19 protein-coding genes and 1 pseudogene are annotated in these 21,978 nt (G+C 39.3%); 7 read left to right on the forward strand and 13 right to left on the reverse strand.

Translation table 11 applies throughout. From position 1 onward, the window contains the following. Positions 1–18: 18 nt before the first annotated feature. From MKL35_RS10235 to MKL35_RS10275, 9 genes and pseudogenes are all read right to left on the reverse strand, one after another. Positions 19–522: a DUF6586 family protein gene (locus MKL35_RS10235; protein WP_004710685.1), complete on the reverse strand. Its 504-nt coding sequence runs from the start codon at positions 520–522 to the stop codon at positions 19–21. A gap of 122 nt (positions 523–644) precedes the next feature. Next, a pseudogene (locus tag MKL35_RS10240) lies at positions 645–806 on the reverse strand (ASCH domain-containing protein); the annotation flags it as partial. Between the two features lie 7 nt (positions 807–813). Beyond that, entirely contained in the window at positions 814–1,053 is a 240-nt protein-coding gene (locus MKL35_RS10245) for an RNA recognition motif domain-containing protein (RefSeq protein WP_000699342.1), read from the reverse strand. Positions 1,054–1,126: 73 nt separating this feature from the next. Further along, positions 1,127–3,106, reverse strand: a complete 1,980-nt coding sequence (locus tag MKL35_RS10250; RefSeq protein WP_000050365.1) for an ATP-dependent helicase — start codon at positions 3,104–3,106, stop codon at positions 1,127–1,129. 117 nt (positions 3,107–3,223) lie between these two features. Continuing rightward, positions 3,224–3,796, reverse strand: coding sequence for an HdeD family acid-resistance protein (locus tag MKL35_RS10255; protein ID WP_006580460.1), 573 nt, complete (start codon positions 3,794–3,796; stop codon positions 3,224–3,226). Between the two features lie 137 nt (positions 3,797–3,933). Then, positions 3,934–4,692, reverse strand: a complete 759-nt coding sequence (locus tag MKL35_RS10260) for a hypothetical protein (RefSeq protein WP_032009872.1) — start codon at positions 4,690–4,692, stop codon at positions 3,934–3,936. A gap of 86 nt (positions 4,693–4,778) precedes the next feature. Next, positions 4,779–7,415, reverse strand: coding sequence for a type I DNA topoisomerase (topA, locus tag MKL35_RS10265; protein ID WP_002053435.1), 2,637 nt, complete (start codon positions 7,413–7,415; stop codon positions 4,779–4,781). A 35-nt stretch (positions 7,416–7,450) separates the two neighbouring features. Beyond that, on the reverse strand, positions 7,451–7,900 hold the full coding sequence (locus MKL35_RS10270; protein WP_002053270.1) for a hypothetical protein: 450 nt from the start codon (positions 7,898–7,900) through the stop codon (positions 7,451–7,453). Between the two features lie 147 nt (positions 7,901–8,047). Beyond that, entirely contained in the window at positions 8,048–8,425 is a 378-nt protein-coding gene (locus tag MKL35_RS10275) for a winged helix-turn-helix transcriptional regulator (protein WP_017393951.1), read from the reverse strand. Between the two features lie 99 nt (positions 8,426–8,524). Between MKL35_RS10275 and MKL35_RS10280 the strand changes: the two genes are divergently transcribed. Further along, the gene (locus MKL35_RS10280; protein ID WP_032009875.1) at positions 8,525–9,532 is read left to right on the forward strand and encodes a zinc-binding alcohol dehydrogenase family protein; all 1,008 of its coding nucleotides are present in this window, start codon (positions 8,525–8,527) and stop codon (positions 9,530–9,532) included. A gap of 55 nt (positions 9,533–9,587) precedes the next feature. On the opposite strand, the gene MKL35_RS10285 is transcribed toward MKL35_RS10280, so the two are convergent. After that, positions 9,588–9,833 carry a SlyX family protein gene (locus tag MKL35_RS10285; RefSeq protein WP_002053395.1) on the reverse strand — a complete coding sequence of 82 codons (246 nt, stop codon included), beginning with the start codon at positions 9,831–9,833 and terminating at the stop codon, positions 9,588–9,590. A 32-nt stretch (positions 9,834–9,865) separates the two neighbouring features. On the opposite strand from MKL35_RS10285, the gene MKL35_RS10290 reads away from it, so the two are divergent. Further along, positions 9,866–11,776, forward strand: a complete 1,911-nt coding sequence (locus MKL35_RS10290; protein ID WP_004710693.1) for an ATP-binding cassette domain-containing protein — start codon at positions 9,866–9,868, stop codon at positions 11,774–11,776. Positions 11,777–11,795: 19 nt separating this feature from the next. Here the strand turns inward: MKL35_RS10290 and MKL35_RS10295 are convergent, their stop codons facing one another. Then, entirely contained in the window at positions 11,796–12,803 is a 1,008-nt protein-coding gene (locus MKL35_RS10295) for an acyltransferase family protein (protein ID WP_032009877.1), read from the reverse strand. A gap of 140 nt (positions 12,804–12,943) precedes the next feature. Between MKL35_RS10295 and MKL35_RS10300 the strand changes: the two genes are divergently transcribed. From MKL35_RS10300 to MKL35_RS10310, 3 genes are all read left to right on the forward strand, one after another. Next, on the forward strand, positions 12,944–13,576 hold the full coding sequence (locus MKL35_RS10300; RefSeq protein ID WP_004883388.1) for a LysE family translocator: 633 nt from the start codon (positions 12,944–12,946) through the stop codon (positions 13,574–13,576). A 118-nt stretch (positions 13,577–13,694) separates the two neighbouring features. Beyond that, the gene (gene lpxL, locus MKL35_RS10305; RefSeq protein WP_032009879.1) at positions 13,695–14,630 is read left to right on the forward strand and encodes an LpxL/LpxP family Kdo(2)-lipid IV(A) lauroyl/palmitoleoyl acyltransferase; all 936 of its coding nucleotides are present in this window, start codon (positions 13,695–13,697) and stop codon (positions 14,628–14,630) included. Positions 14,631–14,896: 266 nt separating this feature from the next. Further along, positions 14,897–15,997, forward strand: a complete 1,101-nt coding sequence (locus tag MKL35_RS10310) for a glycosyltransferase family 4 protein (protein ID WP_032009882.1) — start codon at positions 14,897–14,899, stop codon at positions 15,995–15,997. 56 nt (positions 15,998–16,053) lie between these two features. Here the strand turns inward: MKL35_RS10310 and gltP are convergent, their stop codons facing one another. Next, entirely contained in the window at positions 16,054–17,340 is a 1,287-nt protein-coding gene (gene gltP, locus MKL35_RS10315) for a glutamate/aspartate:proton symporter GltP (protein WP_002053256.1), read from the reverse strand. Positions 17,341–18,030: 690 nt separating this feature from the next. Continuing rightward, a complete protein-coding gene (locus MKL35_RS10320; RefSeq protein WP_002053517.1) occupies positions 18,031–19,152 on the reverse strand; it encodes an endonuclease/exonuclease/phosphatase family protein in 1,122 nt (373 codons plus the stop codon). A gap of 187 nt (positions 19,153–19,339) precedes the next feature. Between MKL35_RS10320 and asd the strand changes: the two genes are divergently transcribed. Together asd and MKL35_RS10330 are read left to right on the forward strand one after the other, a co-directional pair. Beyond that, positions 19,340–20,458 (forward strand): aspartate-semialdehyde dehydrogenase, encoded by a 1,119-nt coding sequence (gene asd, locus MKL35_RS10325; RefSeq protein WP_002053322.1) that lies wholly within the window; start codon positions 19,340–19,342, stop codon positions 20,456–20,458. Between the two features lie 148 nt (positions 20,459–20,606). Beyond that, positions 20,607–21,968 (forward strand): type IV pilus assembly protein FimV, encoded by a 1,362-nt coding sequence (locus tag MKL35_RS10330; RefSeq protein ID WP_032009884.1) that lies wholly within the window; start codon positions 20,607–20,609, stop codon positions 21,966–21,968. Positions 21,969–21,978 lie beyond the last annotated feature (10 nt).

Consider the following 21,978-nt stretch of genomic DNA (forward strand, 5'->3'; position numbering starts at 1 on the left):
CGCTCAGACAGTTTAATTTTAGAACTCGACCATTTCGTTACGAAAACCATCAATTAAATGACTTAACTCTCTATGCCATTCACGCAAAATTTTCACATCAGGTAACCATGATTGTGGCCCCTGAGTCACTTTAATGATCAAATTAGAAGAAGTTTCTTCTTCCGGTGTCGGTTCAGTAGGTTCCGGTGCATATTGGCACATGCGGTAAGCACGCTTTAACTCTGCAACAAAACCATCTTTTGCCAATTGCTGCAATACAGAAACTTCAGGAGAAACTTGTCCTTTTGCCGCCATATGCTCTTCAATCGATTTTAATGTCGGCTGCGAGTCATTTAAACGGTAATAACGTACCAGTTCTTGCAGGAATGCTAACATCGCACCATGCAAGTGAAAGACAGCTGTTTCACGATACGCTTGTACCTGCTGTACATGATCAGTTTGCTCTGCTTGTTGACACGCTAGGCGCGCAAAATAGAGTTTTTGATTGGTACGATCGGCATGATAACGAGCAACACGTGACATAACTAAACTTTCCTGTTCTAAAATTGCCATCAATATGGCTATTCTTAGCTTAACGACTCCATTGATAAAATCAACGTTATTTATGGTAAATCCAGAGAGACTTGATAAATTTTACGTTATCCCTCATCACCATCATTGATTAAAAAATTCTTGTTTTCAACAATGAATAGATCTTTAAGAGGTAACTCTGTAGGCACCCATGAACGGACTTCAAGTGTCTTTACACCTTGGGCTATATAGTTTCCATTTGGAGCAACCACAGAAAGAGCTAAAAATTGTTGCATAAAAGTATTACTCTTCAGCAGCCTTAACGCGAATACCGTAACCTTTTACCTTAAGTGTATTTAGACCTTTGATTGCTTTAATGGCTTCACGCGGATTCGGCATTTCAACAAAGCCAAAACCTTTTGATTTACCTGTATCTTTATCGGTAACAACCACACAAGACTCAACTTTACCATAAGCCTTAAACAGCTCTAAAACTTCAGCTTCAGTCACTGAACGATCTAAATTACGAACTAATATTTTCATTTTCCAACCTTGATTAGCCTTCAAAATAAAGGCCAATATACATTTGATTATTCACAGTGTCTTATACAGTAGTTTAGTCAAGATCGATACCAAAACCTAAGTTTACTGTTCGTGAAGTGTTCCATTGTTTTTTGGCAAATGGCTGTGGAACTTGCCGATGAATTTTTGCCTGTACCAAATGAGCAGGTAGATCATTTAAGAAATAACTTTCGATTTTACGACCTTGTTCGTCATATGTATCTTGTGACCATGTATTGAGATTTTGCTTCGTCAAAATCAATTCATTTTCCGCACGTGTTAATGCAACATACAATACACGGCGTTCTTCTTCGACTTCATCAAAATCGCCCTGCGCACGCGCATAGGGATATTGATTTGGTGAGACATGCGGCACATAACACACCTTCTGTTCTGCACCTTTAGCCGAATGAATTGTAATTAAGGTCACTAAATCATCATCACCCGCTTTTTCAATTTCAGAAATTGAAATTGGTTCAAGCACATATTCTTCAAGGAACTCACCAAGAGATGCATGCTTGCGAGCAAGTTGTTTGACTAAATCAAAATCTCTAGCGCGACGTGACCAATCTTTAGTTTTATAGTTTTGCTCCAACTGTTCACTTAAGGCATCAAGAGCTAGACCAATACTTGCCTCAACATGCTGCTGTAGCACATCAAGCTGCTTCAAAATCAAAATAGCCTGTAAAGGAACTTTTCCATGACGCTCCAAACGCTGGCAACGCTCTTCGACCTCACTAATGCTCATTAACTCTTGTGCTAACTTGCTGGCCCCAACGTCACCAATACCATCCCATAAGGTTAAAAAGCGCATCCAAGCCAAGTCATCCTGCGGGTTACTCACAATACGTAATAAACTGAGCACATCCTTTACATGCGCTGATTCAAGTAACTTTACGCCCCCAATAAAACGATACGGAATTTCCGCAGCAATAAATGCCCCTTCCAAATAGCGAGCGCTGTACCCAGAGCGGACTAACACCATATGATCGTACCAGTTTGCGCCCTGTTGGTGTCGCTCTATTAAGTCTTGTGCAATCCAGTTGGCTTCTTCAAATTCATTACCAAACAAATGGAGTTGTGGCTTTTGTCCTTTGCCACGATGTGCCTGTAACTGTTTTTGATAATCGATTGGACTGTGGGCGAGTAACCAATTTGATAAATCTAATATTTCTTGAGTCGAGCGATAATTTAGATCTAAGGTATGAATTACTGCGTCTGGAATCCGCTCTTTAAACGAATGAATGTTTTCAAAGTCGGCACCACGAAAACCGTAAATCGACTGAGCATCATCTCCCACACAAAATAATTTCACCTTACCAATCAGTGGCTGCAAAAGAGCCCACTGTAAAGGATTGGTATCTTGCATCTCATCAACCAGTAAAGCTTGGCAAAAGCCTGCAACCCAATTCGTCAGTGCTTCCGAGTTTTGTAAATGAACAGCGACGATCGACAAAATGTCATCATAATCTAAAAAATTACGCTCTCTTTTACGCTGTTCATAGGTTTTCATTAACTCAGCAATTTGTGATTTATATTCATATGCTTCAGGTAATTGCTTGAGTAACGCTTCAGACAGCTTAGATTGTGTATTTCGGGCATAAGAATATAAATCACACAGCTCTGCCGCTTTAGGCAAAACATTATCTTTGTCTTTGCCTCTCAATAAGCGAAACATGAGTAACTGATCATCACGATCAATAATACTAAATTGGGTTAAACCAAACGCTTGCGGATTACGACGCAATAAATACATGCAAAAGGTATGAAAAGTAGATGCGCGAAGGCCTTTGGCTTGTGCTCCAACATGCTGTTCAACCCTTGCAACAATTTCACTCGCAGCACGGCGCGTAAACGTTAAAATCTGAATTTGATTGGCTGGCAACCCCTGATCAATTAAATAAGCTGCGCGAGCAACAATGGTTTTAGTCTTGCCACAGCCCGCTCCAGCCAAAACCAAACAGTTTTGTGCTGTAGTAGTTGCTGCTTTTTTTTGCTGAGCATTTAATTCATTAATTAACTTTGCAAGACTCATAACACATATCGCTAAAACACCAAGGCTTAGTTTAACAGACCCATACCATGAGATGGACCTTCACTCACTAAAAACAAAAAAAGGACACTCTAGGTGCCCTTTTGTTCGTTATTTATATTAAGAAACCGTTTTTGAGCTAGAAGGCAAATGTTTAATTGCAGAAGCAAGTCCTAAAAAGTTGATTCCCTGAAATAAAATATCTACTGCTAAAAACATTCCCAACACCCAAAAAGGTGAGTCTTTAGAAACTAAAATTAAAATACCGGTAGCGAGTGTTAGTAACCCGGAAAATAAGGTCCAGCCCCATCCAGCGATTGGTCTCAATAAAAATGCATTTATAGTACGAATTACCCCGGCAATAATCAGGGCAATTGATAATAAGCTAGTTAAAACCACAGCCGTAGTCACAGGCGTAGAAAATGCGTAATAGCCCGCCATTAAATACAGCACACCAAAAAGTGCCCACAGCCATCGGCTACCGCCCTTAAATACACTTATGGCAGCAATCAAATGCAGCACACCACCTATCATCATTAAAATACCAAATAGGAAAACAACCGAAAATGTTGCAAATGGCAGTGAGCTAAATAACACCAAACCGAAAATAATGAGCACAAAGCCTAATATTAGATACCATTTACGATCAGCATGTAGCTGATTACGAACTAAATCATTACCTACAGTTTTCATCATGGCTACTCTTATTATCAGGTATTAGAAAGTTTATATAATGTCATTATAGTGATGTACTTCACATTTATTGTCTGTATAAGATCTGCATCGTTTATTAACAATTGATGGGGATAAAACAGTATTTATCCACAATTTTATTTCAACCATCCAATTTCTTGAGCAGTCGGTAAACCAATTACAGTTTCTTGTAAATCACTTGGCATTTTATTGGTCTGTTCAGATAATGGTGTTCGACCACCCATGATTTCTGCTCGTGTTTGTGGATAAAGAGGGACCTTTTCAGGTTGTGCGTAGCCTAATGGATAAATCGGCTGACTTGTTTTTAAATCATATTTATCTTTTGCGCCAAAGCCATGTAATAGCTCGTGAACGATAACAACATGATTTTGTGGGGCTTGCTCTGGTATAGCAAACAAATTAACGCTACCAATACGGCCTTTTTCTAAAGCAGTCGAATGCACCAAAACTTTTTGATAACTTGGATCATAATAATTTAAATAAAGTTTGAGTGATGCCCCACTATCTTCAGGTTGCTGTTGTCGCCATGCATAAAAACGAAACTTTAAGCTCCACCAAATGACATTCAGGATATTGGCATTTTGAGGAACTACAGGCGGCCTCTGCTGGAGTTGCTGCCCTAAACGAATTTCAAAGTTACTTGATTGTCCACGATAATGCTGTGACCATTCACTTAGGTAGCTTTTAAGCATTTGGAAGTCAGCGTTTTGTAGCTGATGAATATAAGCTTGCGTGGTTTGTAAACCATCCGTATTTATTGGGTGCAATACCACAACAATAGGCTGATTCCAGTCTTGGTTTTGGTCACGCCATGCCTGAACTGCAACGATCAGCAAAATAATCAATAGACACAAAATCCGAATGTTTTTCCACATTCTTATTCCCCATAAAAATTAAATTTTCTTTTCTTGTTCTAGATATAAAAAATGCTAGCTGAGCTAGCATTTTTCATTTGTCTTATTTAGCCTTCAATCCATTTACCGTCTTGGTAAATCAGGCTCCATTTAGTTTGTTTACCTTCTGGTGTTTCAGATCCCACATACTGTGATTGGTTCTTACGACTAAACTTCACAATCGTTGGGTTACCTTCAGGGTCTACATCCGGAGCTTGTAAAATAAACTGGTATTTTGGATCAAGTTGGTCAGCAACACTACGAAGCTCAGCAACTTTTGGTGCACGTGTTTCACGAATTTTCGGGAACTTACTTGCAGCCAAGAACAGACCAGCCGCGCCATCACGTAACACAAAATAATCATCATGTTTGGTCGAGCGCAAATGTTCCATCTTAATTGGTTCTACGCGTGGTGGTGCAGGTTGACCATTTTTCAAGACTTTACGGGTATTATCACAGCTTGTACAAGCGAAATACGGACCAAAACGGCCAGTTTTAAGCTGCATTTCACCATCACATTTATCACATGGAATGGTTGGGCCATCATAACCTTTGATCTTGAACTCACCTTCTTCAAGCTCATAACCATCACAGTCGGGGTTGTTACCACAAACATGTAACTTGCGGCCACCATCAATGACATAACTGTCCATTGCTGTACCACATTTAGGACAACGATGTTTAGACATCAAGTCTGCGGTTTCAGCACTGTCATCATCAGATAACGCTGCTAATGACTCAACTGGTGTTAAGTTCAAAGTTCCTTTACAGCGTTCTTTAGGCGGCAAGTTATAACCTGAACAACCTAAGAATACGCCTGTAGTACCCGTACGAATCTGCATTGGTCGTGAACATTCAGGACAATGTACTGCTGGCACTTCAACTGGTTGATTACGGCGCATTCCCTGCTCACCTTGAGCATTGGTCAGACGCTTTTTAAAATCACCGTAGAATGTATCGAGTAATTCTTTCCAATTACGCTCACCCGTTGCCACACGGTCCAGCTGACCTTCTAAATCTGCGGTAAAAGCATAATTCATCAGGTTATTAAAACTTTCATCAAGACGATCTGTTACGATCTCACCCATTTTCTCGGCAAAGAGACGGCGATTTTCTAACTTAACGTAGCCACGTTCTTGAATTGTAGAAATAATGGCAGCATAAGTTGATGGACGACCAATACCACGTTTTTCAAGTTCTTTTACTAAAGATGCTTCAGTAAAACGAGCTGGTGGTTTAGTAAAGTGCTGACTCGGATCTAGCTTTTCTAATTTTAAAATTTCACCCACTTTAATTGCAGGTAAAATGATATCGTCATCAGATTTGTTAGCACCACGAACTTTAGTGAAGCCATCAAATACAAGCGTACGGCCTTTTGCCTTTAACTCCACATTGCCAGCTTCAACGGTTAAAGTTGAAGATAAATATTCTGCCGGAGTCATTTGGCAAGCAACAAATTGACGCCAAATTAAATCATATAAACGCTGCGCATCACGCTCTACACCTGCAAGTTGATCACCTGTAAGTGCAACATTTGACGGACGAATTGCTTCATGGGCTTCTTGAGCACCCGCTTTGTTACCATAGCGGTTTGGCTTTGCTGGTAAATATTTCTCACCAAACTGGCTTTCAATATGAGCACGGACCATACTTACAGCGTCATCACTCAAGAATGTTGAGTCCGTACGCATATAGGTAATAAAACCAGCTTCATACAAACGTTGCGCCAACATCATGGTTTTCTTTACAGAGAAACCTAAGCGTGTACTTGCCGCCTGTTGTAAAGTCGACGTGATATATGGTGCACTCGGATTCACCTTAGTCGGCTTATCTTCACGCTGTGCAACTTTATATTCAGCGCCCTTTAATACATCCAACAGGGCATCTGTTTCAGCTTTGTTCTTTAATTTAAGTGTTTTACCAGCCTGTTTCACAGCCTCAAGACGAATATCATCTTTTTTAGCTTTAGTGTCTGCAAACACTTGCCAATATTCTTCTGGAATAAAAGCACGAATTTCACGTTCACGTTCAACAACAAGCTTTACCGCTACAGACTGTACACGACCTGCTGACAAACCACGGGCAATCTTTTCCCATAGTAATGGCGAAACCATGAAGCCTACTACACGGTCCAAGAAACGACGCGCTTGCTGTGCATTAACACGGTTTAAGTCTAGGCGAGTTGGCTGTTTAAATGCTTCTTGAATGGCATTTTTAGTAATTTCGTTAAATACCACACGATGATAACGGCTATCGTCACCACCAATCACTTCGCGTAAGTGCCAAGCGATTGCTTCCCCTTCTCTATCCAAGTCCGTTGCGAGATAGATTGCATCTGCATCTTTGGCAAGTTTCTTGAGTTCAGCAACAACATTTTCTTTGCCAGGTAGAACCTCGTAGTGTGCTTTCCAGTCATGTTCCGGATCGACACCCATACGATTAATCAGCGCAGATTGGGCTTTTTGTTCTTTTTCAGCTTCAGTGAGTTTTGTCCGGGCAGCCGGCTTTTTCTCTGTTGATTTGCTGCCGCCTGTTGGCAAGTCACGTACGTGACCTACAGAAGACTTAACAATGTACTGCGAACCTAAATATTTGTTGATGGTTTTCGCTTTGGCAGGCGACTCCACAATCACTAAGGCACGTTTATGTGCAGCAGAGGCAGTAGATGCTGTGCTTTGAGATGCAGAGCGCGAGGTATTCGCCATATAAAATGTTATTCCTATACCAATAAATTTAAAAATCAGGCTTCAGCCAAGGCCAACAGATAAGCCTTCATCTCATCTAATTGCGTGGCTTTTAGGTCCGATTCCTCATCCCAATAAAGGCCTACACAGTTTGCCTGCATATCAATAGCATAAATCCCTTTTAATGCAATGGGAGAATCATTAAATTTCTCATCACCCTGCACTACTTTTAATTTTCCGTCTATAACACGAGCACGCATGAGCGTTAAACGAGCATCGGGGATCAATACACTATAATAAGCAACCATGCTGGCACGCTTTTCAGTCGCCATCGGGACATGTGTCCATTCAGGTGCGGCAATTATACGTGGATGTAGTCCCATTTTACGGGCTTTGTCTCGCATAATACCGAGTGCCTTTTCACGCGGACTCACTCTTAAACCAAAAATGGAGCCCAGCACAAAAAGAACAATGATAACGGTAACCCAAATTCCGATATTGTCCATAGCAAAACCTATTAATCTCTTTTATTAGAGTTGCATAAGCTGACCAGAAAACGCAAGTTACATCATAAAAATAATGTCCAATTAACCGACGAGGTTAAAAACTACAACATTTCCTCATAGATATTCTTAGCAATCTAGGCACAATATTTAGGCGCTCTTTTCAGTTTCAAGAGTAGCTAACTTACCAAACTGATCCAGATGCGCATCTCCCCACGTTTTTAGAGCAAGAAGTATATGCTCAAGCCCACGTCCTAAATCAGTCAGGCTATATTCCACTTTAGGAGGAACTTGAGGATAAACCTCGCGATGAATAATGCCATCTTGTTCTAACTCACGAAGCTGATTGGTGAGCATTCTTTGCGTAATGCTTGGAACTCGTTTACGGATTTCATTAAATCGTAAAGTTCCTTCATTTAATAAATGCCAAAGAATGACGCATTTCCATTTGCCATCAATCAAACTGATCGCGGCTTCAACTGAACAACCCGGTGAGCAGTCAAAACTTGAATGTCGAGCTTTTGCCATTTTACAGTATCCTTTTTGACACTATGAGCGTTATTTGTCTGTAGTCACTATTTTTAAGCTTACGTTATGATCAAACTCTCAACAAGAGGAATCACAATTATGAAAGCTGTCGCATATCAAAAAGCAGGTCCAATTACATCGCCAGAATCACTCGTTGATATTGAACTCGATACACCTGCTGCGAAGGGGCACGATTTACTAGTTCGCGTGCAAGCTATTTCAGTAAATCCAGTCGATACCAAAATACGTAAAAATATAAGTGCCGAATCCGGCTGGAAAGTGCTTGGCTGGGATGCTGTAGGCACGGTAGAAGCTATTGGCGATAAAGTCACTCAATTCAGAGTAGGCGATGTTGTTTGGTATGCAGGTGCTTTAAATCGCCAAGGCAGTAATAGTGAATTGCAATTGGTTGATGAACGTATTGTTGGTCATAAACCAAAAATTTTAGAAGCAACAGAGGCAGTAGCTCTCCCTTTAACTGCAATCACCGCTTGGGAAATGCTATTTGATCGTCTGCAAGTTCCAAAGACTGCACCTGCTAATACAACTATTTTAGTGATTGGTGGAGCTGGCGGTGTAGGTTCAATTACCATTCAGCTTCTTAAGCAATTAACTAATCTAACAATTATTACTACAGCTTCACGTCCCGAAACAAAAGAATGGGTAGAACAACTAGGTGCCGACTATGTATTAGATCATCACGAGCCTTTAGCCCCACAAATCAAGCAATTAGGCTTAAATGCACCTTCATATGTGTTCTCGACCACTCAAACGGATCAGCATTTATCAGATATTGTAGAGTTGATTGCACCACAAGGGCATTTTGGCTTAATTGATGACCCTGAACAGTTAGATATTAAACCGTTTAAATCGAAGTCTGTATCCGTACATTGGGAATTTATGTTTACGCGTTCAATGTTTCAGACTGAAGATATGCAAAAACAAAGTGACCTATTAAATGAAGTCAGCAAGCTGGTTGATGAAGGGAAAATTAAAACAACTGTGACTGAAGTTTTAAGTCCAATTAATGCTGAAAACTTAAAACGGGTTCATCAGCAAATTGAAAGTGGAACAACAAAAGGTAAGATTGTCTTACATGGTTTTTAAGTAAAATTAAAATATCCCCCCTAATAAAAAGGCAAGTATTGAACTTGCCTTTTTATTAATAGTGCGGGGGTTTATTCGTTAAAGGGTCAAAAGGTGCAATGCCTTCTGATAAATCCGAAGATTCCACACGTTGATAAAGCAATTGCATTTGTTTTTTCAAATCAGCTATTTCCTGAGTTTGAATAGCGAGTTGTTGATTTAATTGTTCAACTAAATCATCCAAAAATGTAATTCGCACTTGCAAATCTTCAATGGGTGCGGAAAATGACGCTTGATCATCATGATATGGTGGTTTAGTCATTTAAATCCTCATTTGAGATTCTGGAAAACATTATGGCCTATATTACCCTAAGGGATGTCCAACTTGCTTTTGGCGGACCTGCCCTGCTCGATGGCGCGAACTTTAATCTAGAACGTGGCGAACGAGTCTGTTTAATTGGGCGTAATGGTGAAGGTAAGTCTACTTTACTTAAACTCATCGAGGGAAGCTTATTACCGGATTCTGGTGAAGTTTCTATCCAAAATGGTTTAACGGTTTCCATGTTAGCCCAAGACGTTCCAATGGATTCAGGTAAGGTTGCTGATATTGTAGCAGACGGCGCAGGAGAAGCGGCTGAAGTACTCAAAGCGTATCACCAAGCAACTGATGCTTGTATGCTTGGCGATATGGAAGCTTGCGACCGTATGGGTAACCTTCAGCACAAGCTAGACCAACTAGACGGTTGGGCACTTGAAAATAAGGTGAATGCTCTATTAAGTAAAATGGGTCTCGACCCAAATGCAGATTTGGCAGACTTATCTGGTGGACGTAAACGTCGTGTTTTACTCGCTCGTGCTCTTTTAACGCAGCCAGACGTATTGCTTCTAGACGAACCAACCAACCATTTAGATGTTGAAAGTATTGAGTGGCTAGAAAAATTCCTACTCGATCAAAATAATTTAACACTTCTATTTATTTCGCATGACCGCTCTTTTGTAGATAGCATTGCGACTCGAATTGTTGAACTTGACCGCGGCATCTTACGTGGCTACGAAGGTAACTATTCACGCTATTTGGAGCTTAAAGCTCAGCAAATGGAAGCCGAAGAGAAACAAAATGCTTTATTTGATAAAAAATTAGCTGAAGAAGAGGCTTGGATTCGTCAAGGCATTAAAGCACGTCGTACACGTAACGAAGGCCGTGTTCGTGCATTAAAAGCTTTACGCGAAGAATCGAAAGCACGCCGTTCACAACAAGGCAAAGTGAGCATGGCGACTCAAGAAGCAAATCGCTCTGGTAAATTAGTATTTGATATTGAGCACTTGAGCGTATCTTATGATGGTAAACCACTCATCAAAGACTTCTCTACGCTTGTCATGCGTGGTGACCGTATTGGCTTAGTCGGTGATAACGGTGTCGGTAAAACGACTTTAATTAAAGCTATTTTAGGTGAAATCGAACACGGTGGCTCTGTTAAAACAGGTACTCAATTAGAGATTGCTTATTTTGATCAATTACGTAATGCCTTAGATCTTGAAAAAACAGTCATGGCAAACGTTTCAGAAGGCTCTGACTTTGTGGATGTAAATGGCAACCGTCGTCATATCTACAGTTATTTACAAGATTTCTTGTTCTCACCTGAACGTGCACGCACACCAGTAAAAGCCCTTTCTGGTGGTGAGCGTAACCGTATTTTGCTTGCTAAATTATTGCTTAAACCATCGAACCTAATTGTGATGGACGAACCAACCAATGACTTGGATATGGTAACTCTTGAGCTACTTGAAGAGATGCTTTCTGAATATAAAGGCACGCTATTACTTATTTCGCATGACCGTGCATTTATGGACAACGTTGTCACTTCTACTTGGGTCTTTGATGGTAAAGGTGGTATTGCAGAGTACATTGGTGGTTACCAAGATTACTTACTACAACGCCCAGATGAAAAAGTGGTAGACCAGAAGTCTGATGTTAAGAAAGCTCAGGCAAAAGCTGAAGCTGAAAAAGCTGCTGCTCAAAGTACCGTAAAAAAGGTGAAATTGAGCTATAAAGACCAACGTGAACTTGAGCAACTTCCTGCTGAAATTGAAAAGCTGGAAGTTGAACAAGCCGAGCTTTCTGACAAACTTGCAGATGGTTCATGGTTTGTGTCTGATGCAGATGCTGCGACTCAAGCAAGTCAACGCCTAGCAGAAATTGAAGAATTATTGCTTGAAAAATTAGAGCGTTGGGATGAACTTGAGCAAATGAGTAAAGGCAGTTAATCAATAAAAAGGGCTTTAATTAAAGCCCTTTTTTTGGATTTAGAATTTCTAGTAATGCCATAAAAGGTTTATAAACAAATAAAGAGATGAAGCGAATTAAACGTTCAAATATCTGTAACTGCAAAATCATACAAGTGAGGATAGCCAAAACAAGACTAATGAAAATATTGATCTCGACCGAATATTTAAAACTTAGTTGATGAGTCAAAACAATAATTACAAAACCATGCAATATATAAACTGGTAGCGTTTTTTGGCCTAAATCAATCCAAGGTTGTTTAAAATTTTGAGTGAGTACAAATAAACTCAAAACACCCATAGTCGATAGCAACATAATTACACTGCGAATCAGCATTCCTTGCCAAACATCCACATGTAACTGTAGATAAGATAAACTGCCAAATAACCAGTAATAACTATAATGACTTATAGCCGCTACAGCAGTAATGATTAATAATGTGATAACAGCAAATAACTTTGCATAAGGCAACTGCGATATATACTGAAAAATGGTTTTACCATAAATCGCCCCAGCCATAAAAAAAGGTAGAAATACGAAAATTCGACCCATCGAATAGCTGTAATTATTAATGGGTGAGCATCCAACCAGTAAAGCTAAAACTATTGAAAACAGAACTGGATATGCCGTCTTTTTTAGGAAAAAAGCGAGAACCGTCCAAGCCCCCATACCAAATAAATACCATAACACCCAATAAGGTTTAGCAAACCATACCAAATGAAATGTACCAGTCCAAAGACTTCCGTTATAGAAGGCATCAAGCAATTGAAATAAAAACTGAAATGGCAAATATAACGATAAAAAGTAAATTAATTTTTCTAGTATTTTCTCTTCTTTAAAAAACATGCCCGATATAAAAATAAAAGCTGGCATATGAACAAAGTAAATGCTCCCTAAAATCGCTTGATTTAGAGACTCGTTCCAGCCAATTAACCTTTCAAGGTAATGACCTAATACAACCAGAAAAATTAAGATGCCTTTTGTGGCATCGATATGGAGATTTCTCATAAATTTCTATGAAATCAGGATATTCATATCATACTGAATTATTCTTATTTTTTAATTTAAAAAGACAATGAATAAAGTTTCGCTGTATATAAAATAATTATGATATACCTATCAGTATAATAATATTTAAGGATAATTCCGTGCTAGATCTCTCTCAAATTTTGGCATTCGGACTCATTTGCTTGGCGATGGTACTCACCCCGGGTCCGAACATGATTTATCTTATCTCTCGCTCCATTAGTCAAGGCAAAATAGCAGGTTTTATTTCCCTCGGTGGGGTTGCTGTTGGTTTTGTATTTTATATGCTCTGCGCTTCTTTCGGGATCACAGCGCTTGTTGTGGCAGTTCCATATGCTTATGACACAATTCGTATTGTCGGTGCCATATATTTACTCTGGCTTGCATGGAAAGCATTACGTCCAAATGCAGCGCCTATTTTCAGTGTAAAAGACTTATCTATTGACTCACCATTAAAATTATTTTTAATGGGCTTTTTGACAAATTTACTTAATCCTAAAATTGCAATTATGTATTTGTCTTTATTGCCACAGTTTATACATCCACAACAAGGCAGTATTTTAGCGCAGTCCATTCAACTCGGAACCATACAAATTTTTGTAAGTGTTTCAGTCAATGCACTGATTGTATTTTCTGCAGGTAGTATTGCGCTCTTTCTACAGCAAAAACCGCTTTGGGCAAGCATTCAACGCTGGATTATGGGGACTGTATTAGCCGGACTCGCTGTTCGTATTCTTTTAGAACACCGCCGATAACCATTTTGTTTTCCTCCCCCTGCTCTAAAACTTCAATTTACTCCTGTGTATTACGACGATAAATTCAGTTCGTGATACACTTTTGCCAGTTTTAACTTTTTAAATTCTTTATATCGTTATGAGCCAAAAGCAGCCTTATACGCCCGGTGAGTTTCAATGGTCCTTTTTGTTACCTAAATATTGGGGTGTATGGATTGCGATTACTTTCCTCATGCTTTTGGCTATTTTACCATGGGCGATCCAATGGCGTTTAGCTCACGGGTTAGCAAATATCGCTTGGAAATATTTAAAATCTCGCCGCAAAACCACTATTCGCAATTTAGAAGTTTGCTTTCCCGAGTGGTCATCTGAAAAAGTACAGCAACAAGCAAAACAAGTTTTTGTAGATATGATGCTTGGTATTTTTGAGACCTTAAACGCTTGGTATAAACCTTACTGGTTTAAAAACCGTGTCACAATTGAAGGTTTAGAACACATTACTGATGCTCAAGCTCAGGGCAAAGGCGTTTTATTACTGGGAACTCATAGTACTTTGCTTGATGCCGGTGGTTATGTATGCGCTCAATATTTTGAACCTGATGTTGTTTATCGTCCTCAAAATAATCCACTACTCGATATGCTGATTTATCGCTGCCGCGGCACAATCTACAAAGCACAAATTGATCATGATGATATGCGCGGCTTAATTCGTCACCTTAAAGATGGTGATGCCATTTGGTATAGTCCCGATCAAGACTTCGGGCTTAAACAAGGCGTTATGGCACCATTTTTTGGAGTGCCAGCTGCGACAGTAACGGCTCACCGTCGTTTATTAAAAATTTCCAAAGCGGTTGCTGTCCCTTTATATTTTTATCGTCATGGCGATGTACATGACCCTAAATATCATATCTTGATTGAGCCTGCAGTCGACAATATGCCAAGCGAAGATGAAGTCGATGATGCAACCCGCGTGAATAAGATTATTGAGAGTCAGCTTCGCATCGCACCAACTCAATATATGTGGTTTCATCGTCGATTTAAGACACGTCCTGAGGGATATGAAGAGATCTATTAAATAATCTTTAGTAACGGCCGCACTGTAGTAATAAACATCTAAATAAACACCAGCATGTACTATCGTGCGAAGGCGACAAGGATGTCGCCCGTTGGACTACCTTGCGCTGATTCCTAAAGCAGTGCTTTGGGAATCGCTCAGGATGTGTCGTTAGTCCAACAAATGGTTTTGTTACTTTTGCCAAAACAAAAGTAAGGAGTAAACTCCACCTATTAAATGAATAAACGGTAAAACACTACTTTGCTACAACCTAAAGGCAATAAACAATGAAAGTGATGCAACTTCTCCCAGAACTCAATAGCGGTGGCGTAGAACGCGGCACACTGGAAATTGCACGTGCACTGGTTGCACAAGGCCACAAATCTTTGGTTGTATCAAATGGCGGACGATTAGTGTCTCAACTTGAAGCCGAGGGCTCTAAACACTTAACACTACCGATTCATAAAAAATCTTTATCGAGCTTATGGCAAATCCGCCCTTTACGTCGACTTATTGAAGAGCATCAGCCCGATATTGTTCATGTACGCTCACGTGTTCCTGCATGGCTAACCCACTTCGCTTTAAAAGGAATACCAGCCCATAAGCGCCCTCACCTCATCAGTACAGTACATGGTTTCTACTCAGTCAATCGCTATAGTGCGATCATGACTCAGGCAGAAAAAGTAATTGCCGTTTCTGACAGCGTGGTTAAATACATCACTGACCATTATAAAAACTGTCCACCACAAGATATTGTACGGATTTATCGAGGGATTGATCCAGCTGCTTTCCCGCATAACTACCAACCCTCAGCACAGTGGTTTAATCAAGTTTTTAATGACTTTCCTGAACTCGAAAATAAATTTTTACTTTGTCTGCCTGGCCGTATTACGCGTTTAAAAGGACATGAAAGCTTAATTGAATTGATGCAACAACTTCAGTCGCAATATCCTCAACTTCATGCTGTTGTTGTGGGGGGTGCCGATGCTAAAAAACAGGCCTATTTAAGTGAGTTGCAAAGCACCATTCAAAACAAAGGACTTGCAGATAAGATCACCTTTGTAGGACATCGCTCAGATATACGTGAATGGCTCGCTTTTAGCGACATTGTGCTCTCTCTATCCAATCAGGCAGAAACATTCGGTAGAACAGCATTAGAAGCACTGTCAGTCGGTACGCCAGTGATTGGCTGGAACCGTGGAGGTGTTGCAGAGATTTTATCTCATGTATATCCACAAGGTCTTGTTGAAGCTGAAAATGAAAAAGCCTTAGTAGAAACAGTAAAGTATCATATTGAACAACCGCAAACAGTTGCTCCTGTGACAATGTTCAGTTTAAAAGATATGTGCGACCAGACCCTTGAGCTATACCAAAGTGTATTGAAATAACATAATAAAAAACCCGCGATCATCGCGGGTTTTTTATTAACTAAAAGAAAGCAGTCTTATTTAAATGTTGCTTCATAAGCAGCAGCTTTTTCATAGTCATATTGTTTTTCCCACTTACTGATAACAAGTACAGCAAGCGCGTTACCAACAACGTTCAACGCAGTACGTGCCATATCCATAATACGGTCAACACCAGCAATAAACGCTAAGCCTTCCACAGGAATACCAACACTACCTAATGTCGCTAATAACACCACAAACGATACGCCAGGAACACCTGCAATACCTTTCGAAGTAATCATTAATGTTACAACCAAAATAACTTGTTGGCTGATCGACATTTCAATACCGTAAAGCTGTGCAATAAAGATTGCTGCGATACTTTGATAAAGCGTAGAACCGTCAAGGTTAAAAGAATAACCAGTTGGGATTACAAAACTAGAAATCGCTTTTGGCGCACCATAAGCTTCCATTTTTTGCATAATACGCGGTAAAACTGTTTCAGAACTCGCAGTTGAATATGCCAAGATTAATTCATCTTTCAAAATCTTAAACAAAGTAAAGATGTTGATGCTGAACATTTTTGCAGTTAAACCAAGTACCACTAAAGCAAAGAACAAGATTGCACCGTAAACCAATACAACCAATTTACCTAATGGAATAAGTGAAGCAAAACCAAAGTTTGCAACAGTTACAGCGATTAAACCAAATACACCCACTGGCGCATATTTCATGATGATGTGTGTCACACGGAACATTGTTTCCGATACAGCATGAAATACATTTAATAATGGGTCTTTTGTTGTAGCTGGCAATGAAGATAAGCCAATACCAAAAAGCACAGCAAAGAAAATCACTGGTAACATTTCGCCATGTGCCATTGAACTAATAATGTTCGTTGGGATAAGCGATAATATCGTCTGGATAATACCATGAGACTGTGACTGTACTTCTTCAGTTGTATGCTTATATTGAGAAATATCAGTTTGAACCAGTTGAGACATATCAATGCCTGAACCTGGATGGAAGATATTTGCTGCAACCAAGCCGACCAAAATAGCAATAGTAGTAATAATTTCGAAATAGAGAATGGTTTTAAAACCAAGACGCCCAAGACTTTTTGTACTGCCAACACCCGCAATACCTAAAATCAATGTAGAGAAAACGATTGGAATAACAATCATTTTAATCAGGCTAATAAAGATCTTACCTAACGGCGTAAGAACGTTATTTACAATACTATCTTTGATTTCAGGCTGATTATGTAAAACAGCCCCGACAACTATCCCTAGGATTAAAGCAATTAAAATTTGCCACGCAAGGCTAAATTTAAAATTCTTCATAAGACAATCCTTATGCACCGCAAAGTATCAAATATGAGAGGGAGAAGACCACTATCTTAGAGTGAAACCTCAATATGTACACTAATTTCCAAACAGAAATTTAAATGCACAAGCAAATCACAACCCGCCGATCCGGCGAAGTAAACAACAATGCCTGTTGACGATCCAACATGTCAACGATCGGCACATTCTATTGAGATTTGCCAATTAAACAAGTCCAATTTATGTCTAAATAGACCAAAGCCTATATTTATTCTTCAATAATCTATAAAAACAAAAACTTATCAAAAAAAATTTTTGTATCTATTTTCATCGAAAAAGGCTCGGATATATAAAAAAACTTATGGACAACTACCTATAATTAAATAGATTTTAAAATTAAGATAATCTTAAAAATATTTCTTTAATTTACAAATAATTAAATGGTATTTATATAAAATATCAACCCGAGTTCTGCGTCCTGCAAAACTCGGGTAAATGAGGTTGTGCTTTCAGGGTATATAATTCTTTTTATTGCTTCCGTTCTAACATCTTATCCGTGATGTCGTTCCATATCAGCTTAGTGCATCCTTACTTGGGATTATCCATTCCCGCTTCCGTGTGCCGATGAATGTAGAATACGGGTTTTAGTTCCCCCTGCCTATTGGACCTAGACTCAAATCTTTGTACGATATTGCTTACAACCTGCTTTTATATACTTTTCTCTTTATAAGGCTCTGCAATTTCATCAGTCACTATTTTTTCTTCTTTTTCAGCTTTAGCAATACCTTCTTGTATTGCAGCTTGAGCTTCTTCTTCATCATCTTGAGTTTCTTCAACTTCTTCTTGAATCTCTTCAAATATTCGACCTGTTTGTAAAACGACGTAGACAGGAAAATGATCTGAGCCAATATGAGATAAACGCTGCATTTTTACTAAACCAAAGTCTGTACTATGAAAGATATGATCAAGTGACCAACGCAATAAAGAGTAATCTGCGTGAAAAGTATTAATAAAGTGTCGGCCAACTCGCGGGTCGAGTAATCCACTAATACGCTGAAATAAACGTGTTGTGCGTGACCATGCGACATCATTTAGATCTCCCATCACGATACAACTCTCATCCAGATCTTTAATTTGATCTCCAACAATTAAAAGCTCTGCATCTCGTAGTGTTGAATCTTTTGCTTCAGTTGGACTAGGCGGCTTAGGATGTAAACAGTAGAGCTGAACAGGCATCCCAGAACGTAAGATTACAGTGGTATGAATAGAAGGAATTTCATTACTTAAAATGAACTTGACCTCAGTATTTCTAAGCGGTAATCGACTATATAAATGCATGCCATATAAATTATCTAATGGTACAGGCACACGGTAAGGGTACTCCTCTTCAATTTCTTTTAGAGCATTTTCCCATGTCTTGTCACTTTCTAACGTCAACAATAAATCAGGTTTTAATGTCCGTACATGCTCAAGTAATAAATGATATTTATCATTGGGTGTAAGCACATTAGAAACAATTAGTGAAATCTGTTTTTTAGGATCTACTTGATGTTGCTTTACCTTTTTAACCTGTTTTTTCCAAAACAAGGTATAAGGCAAAACCATTTTAAGTTGATAAGCAATTGCTGCAATGAGTACTGCAAGTAAAAGCTCACGCCATATGTTCCATTCAGACGGCCAAAACAACATGCCAATTAAAGCAATAAAGCCCACAAACAGAATTTGTAAACGTGGAAAATCAGCCCCTCTAAACCACCACTCATCACGAGGGATAAGTGACCAGAAAGTCAACCAAATCACCACCACAGACACAACTTCGATATAAATCATTGAAATTACTCTTTTAAGATGATTTGTTTTTTAATGTTTTTGTCATCTTTATCAATTTTGTATGTAACATAAACAAGATATTCTACTCAATAAAATTGCTGTTTTGATTCTGTAACGCTTGCAGTTGTGAGCACTTTTGATACACTCAACTCCCCCTAACAATTTTAACGCACCGAGGCAAAATGACATGAAAGTAGGTCTGGTCGGTTGGCGCGGGATGGTCGGTTCCGTCCTTATGCAACGTATGGTTGAAGAGAATGATTTTGCTCATATTGAGCCATTCTACTTCTCTACCAGTAATGCAGGTGGTGAAGCTCCTTCATTTGGTGGTAAGACTGCCCCAGCACTTATGGAAGCTACAGACATTACCAGTCTGAAGCAAATGGATGTCATTATTACCTGCCAAGGTGGTGACTACACGTCTGAAGTTTTCCCACAGTTAAAAGCAACTGGTTGGGATGGCTACTGGATTGATGCTGCATCTACTTTACGTATGTCTGATGATGCAATCATCGTTCTTGATCCAGTTAACCTTAACGTAATTAAAGACGGTTTAGCGAAAGGTACTAAAACTTTCGTTGGTGGTAACTGTACCGTATCACTTATGTTGATGGGCGTAGGCGCACTTTTCCAAAATAATTTGGTTGAGTGGATGACTGCTATGACTTATCAAGCAGCATCAGGTGCTGGCGCACAAAACATGCGTGAGTTGTTAACAGGTATGGGTTATTTGTACAACAATACCAAGACTTTGTTAGATGATCCTAAATCTGCAATTCTTGATATTGACCGTCAAGTTGCTGAGTTACAACGTGGTGAAGGCTTCCCTTCTGCGAACTTTGGTGTGCCACTTGCTGGTTCATTGATTCCTTACATTGATAAACAGCTTGAAAGCGGTCAATCTAAAGAAGAGTGGAAAGGTCAAGTTGAAACCAACAAGATTTTAGGTAACTCTCAAATTGTTCCTATTGATGGTCACTGTGTGCGTATCGGTGCAATGCGTTGCCACTCTCAAGCATTAACCATCAAACTGAAAAAAGATGTTCCGCTTGATGAGATCGAAGATATGATTCGTAACTCAAACCAGTGGGCTAAAGTTGTACCAAATACACGTGAAGCATCGATGACTGATCTTACACCTGTAGCTGTGACTGGTACCTTAACTGTACCTGTAGGCCGTTTACGCAAACTCAATATGGGTAAAGAGTATCTCGGTGCATTCACAGTAGGCGATCAGCTACTTTGGGGTGCTGCTGAACCTTTACGTCGTATGTTACGTATTTTAGTAGAATACAAAAGCTCATAATTTGACCTGAATTATTCAGTCAAAATAAAAAGCCGATCACATTTGATCGGCTTTTTCGTAACTGGTTTGTGAAAAATTAACAATTTATTTACATTTCATTATTGTATAATTTTGAACGACTTTACGACTGATCAGGTCATGGATTGAGATGACTGCATATAACAAATTAAAAATTGCCATTTTCACCATTATGTCTTCGCCTTATGTTTATGCGATTACATTAGATCCTATTCAAATTCAATCTGCACCTGGGGAATTACTTTATGCAGAAATGAATTTTCAGCAAGCAGATCCAAATACCCCATTACAAGTCAGTTTAGCCACTCAAGAAGATCTTAATAGTTTGGGAGTCACTCACCAACCTCCTGGTAATCTAAATTTTTATACACGACAAAATGGCCAAGGTACTGGCGTTATTGTGATTACCTCATCTCGTCCTATTATTGATCCTGAATTGAATATTGTCGTAAAAGTCAGTGAGGGTAATGCAACTCGCCTTCAACATATTAAAACTGTTTTAAAGCCATCGCCTATTAAAAAGGTTGCTGCGAATGAAACTCGACTTTCACCACAATTTATCGTAAATGAAAAAGACATTGCGTTAAACCTACCTGAAAGTACTCGGTATACACCTGCTGAGACAGCAACACCTGTAGCCGAAACTACAGCTAATGAGCGCAATCTAAACATTAGCACTGGAACTGCTCCAACTTTAAATAGCTCTGCTCCTATGGCTTCTGTTACAGACCAATCTTCAGCTCAAGCACCACAGCAAACAATAGCAACAATGAGTACAGAACCATCTGCTGTAGACAAGCAACCAGTTGCTCCTCTCAAAACGAACAATGGCAATCAAGCCACTACAGTCAAAAAAGCAGCCCAACCTAAGCCTGCTCAACAAAAAAATCTATTAAGTAAAAACACACAAAAAAAACAAAAAATAGGCACCTATAAAGGTCCAGCACCTACAGGTAAGTATGTCGTACAACGTAATGAGTCTTTATGGAGTATTGCCAATCGTATTGCAGCACAAACTAAACAACCTGTAGCTAAAGTCATGCGAGATATCCAAGCTCAAAATCGACATGCTTTTATCCAAGGCGATGTAAACCGTTTACGTCAGGGAATTTCACTAAATTTAACAGCCGCAAATACAGCTAAAGCGCCTCATACAAAACCTAAATCGACTGAAGCTAACTTAGCAAAACCTACTTCTGGCCGAGCTAAATATCGTTTGCAACAAGCTGAAATGAGCATTGTGGCAGAGAACAGCCCAAATTCTAATCATGGAAGTGCAAAAAAGAGCACACAACAAGGTCAAAACAATACTGAGTTAGCAGTAAAAGTTATGACAACTCGAGAAAAAACCGTTACATTACAAAGGAATGTAACCAAACTAAATCAAACTTTAAGTTTAAAAGACCAACGTATTCAACTTCTGAATGCGCGTTTGGCAGAGTTACAGCAGCAATTAAAAGCACAGCAACAAACTCACAAGCAAAAACACTAAGTTAAAACCA

Source organism: Acinetobacter sp. AOR41_HL, assembly GCF_027854645.1.
GTDB lineage: Bacteria > Pseudomonadota > Gammaproteobacteria > Pseudomonadales > Moraxellaceae > Acinetobacter > Acinetobacter nosocomialis.

Excerpts from the sequence above, each read along its gene's own strand:
- MKL35_RS10235 (WP_004710685.1), bottom strand. The coding sequence starts at position 522 with ATGTCACGTGTTGCTCGTTATCATGCCGATCGTACCAATCAAAAACTC.
- MKL35_RS10245 (WP_000699342.1), bottom strand. The coding sequence starts at position 1,053 with ATGAAAATATTAGTTCGTAATTTAGATCGTTCAGTGACTGAAGCTGAA.
- MKL35_RS10250 (WP_000050365.1), bottom strand. The coding sequence starts at position 3,106 with ATGAGTCTTGCAAAGTTAATTAATGAATTAAATGCTCAGCAAAAAAAA.
- MKL35_RS10255 (WP_006580460.1), bottom strand. The coding sequence starts at position 3,796 with ATGAAAACTGTAGGTAATGATTTAGTTCGTAATCAGCTACATGCTGAT.
- MKL35_RS10260 (WP_032009872.1), bottom strand. The coding sequence starts at position 4,692 with ATGTGGAAAAACATTCGGATTTTGTGTCTATTGATTATTTTGCTGATC.
- topA (WP_002053435.1), bottom strand. The coding sequence starts at position 7,415 with ATGGCGAATACCTCGCGCTCTGCATCTCAAAGCACAGCATCTACTGCC.
- MKL35_RS10270 (WP_002053270.1), bottom strand. The coding sequence starts at position 7,900 with ATGGACAATATCGGAATTTGGGTTACCGTTATCATTGTTCTTTTTGTG.
- MKL35_RS10275 (WP_017393951.1), bottom strand. The coding sequence starts at position 8,425 with ATGGCAAAAGCTCGACATTCAAGTTTTGACTGCTCACCGGGTTGTTCA.
- MKL35_RS10280 (WP_032009875.1), top strand. The coding sequence starts at position 8,525 with ATGAAAGCTGTCGCATATCAAAAAGCAGGTCCAATTACATCGCCAGAA.
- MKL35_RS10285 (WP_002053395.1), bottom strand. The coding sequence starts at position 9,833 with ATGACTAAACCACCATATCATGATGATCAAGCGTCATTTTCCGCACCC.
- MKL35_RS10290 (WP_004710693.1), top strand. The coding sequence starts at position 9,866 with ATGGCCTATATTACCCTAAGGGATGTCCAACTTGCTTTTGGCGGACCT.
- MKL35_RS10295 (WP_032009877.1), bottom strand. The coding sequence starts at position 12,803 with ATGAGAAATCTCCATATCGATGCCACAAAAGGCATCTTAATTTTTCTG.
- lpxL (WP_032009879.1), top strand. The coding sequence starts at position 13,695 with ATGAGCCAAAAGCAGCCTTATACGCCCGGTGAGTTTCAATGGTCCTTT.
- MKL35_RS10310 (WP_032009882.1), top strand. The coding sequence starts at position 14,897 with ATGAAAGTGATGCAACTTCTCCCAGAACTCAATAGCGGTGGCGTAGAA.
- gltP (WP_002053256.1), bottom strand. The coding sequence starts at position 17,340 with ATGAAGAATTTTAAATTTAGCCTTGCGTGGCAAATTTTAATTGCTTTA.
- MKL35_RS10320 (WP_002053517.1), bottom strand. The coding sequence starts at position 19,152 with ATGATTTATATCGAAGTTGTGTCTGTGGTGGTGATTTGGTTGACTTTC.
- asd (WP_002053322.1), top strand. The coding sequence starts at position 19,340 with ATGAAAGTAGGTCTGGTCGGTTGGCGCGGGATGGTCGGTTCCGTCCTT.
- MKL35_RS10330 (WP_032009884.1), top strand. The coding sequence starts at position 20,607 with ATGACTGCATATAACAAATTAAAAATTGCCATTTTCACCATTATGTCT.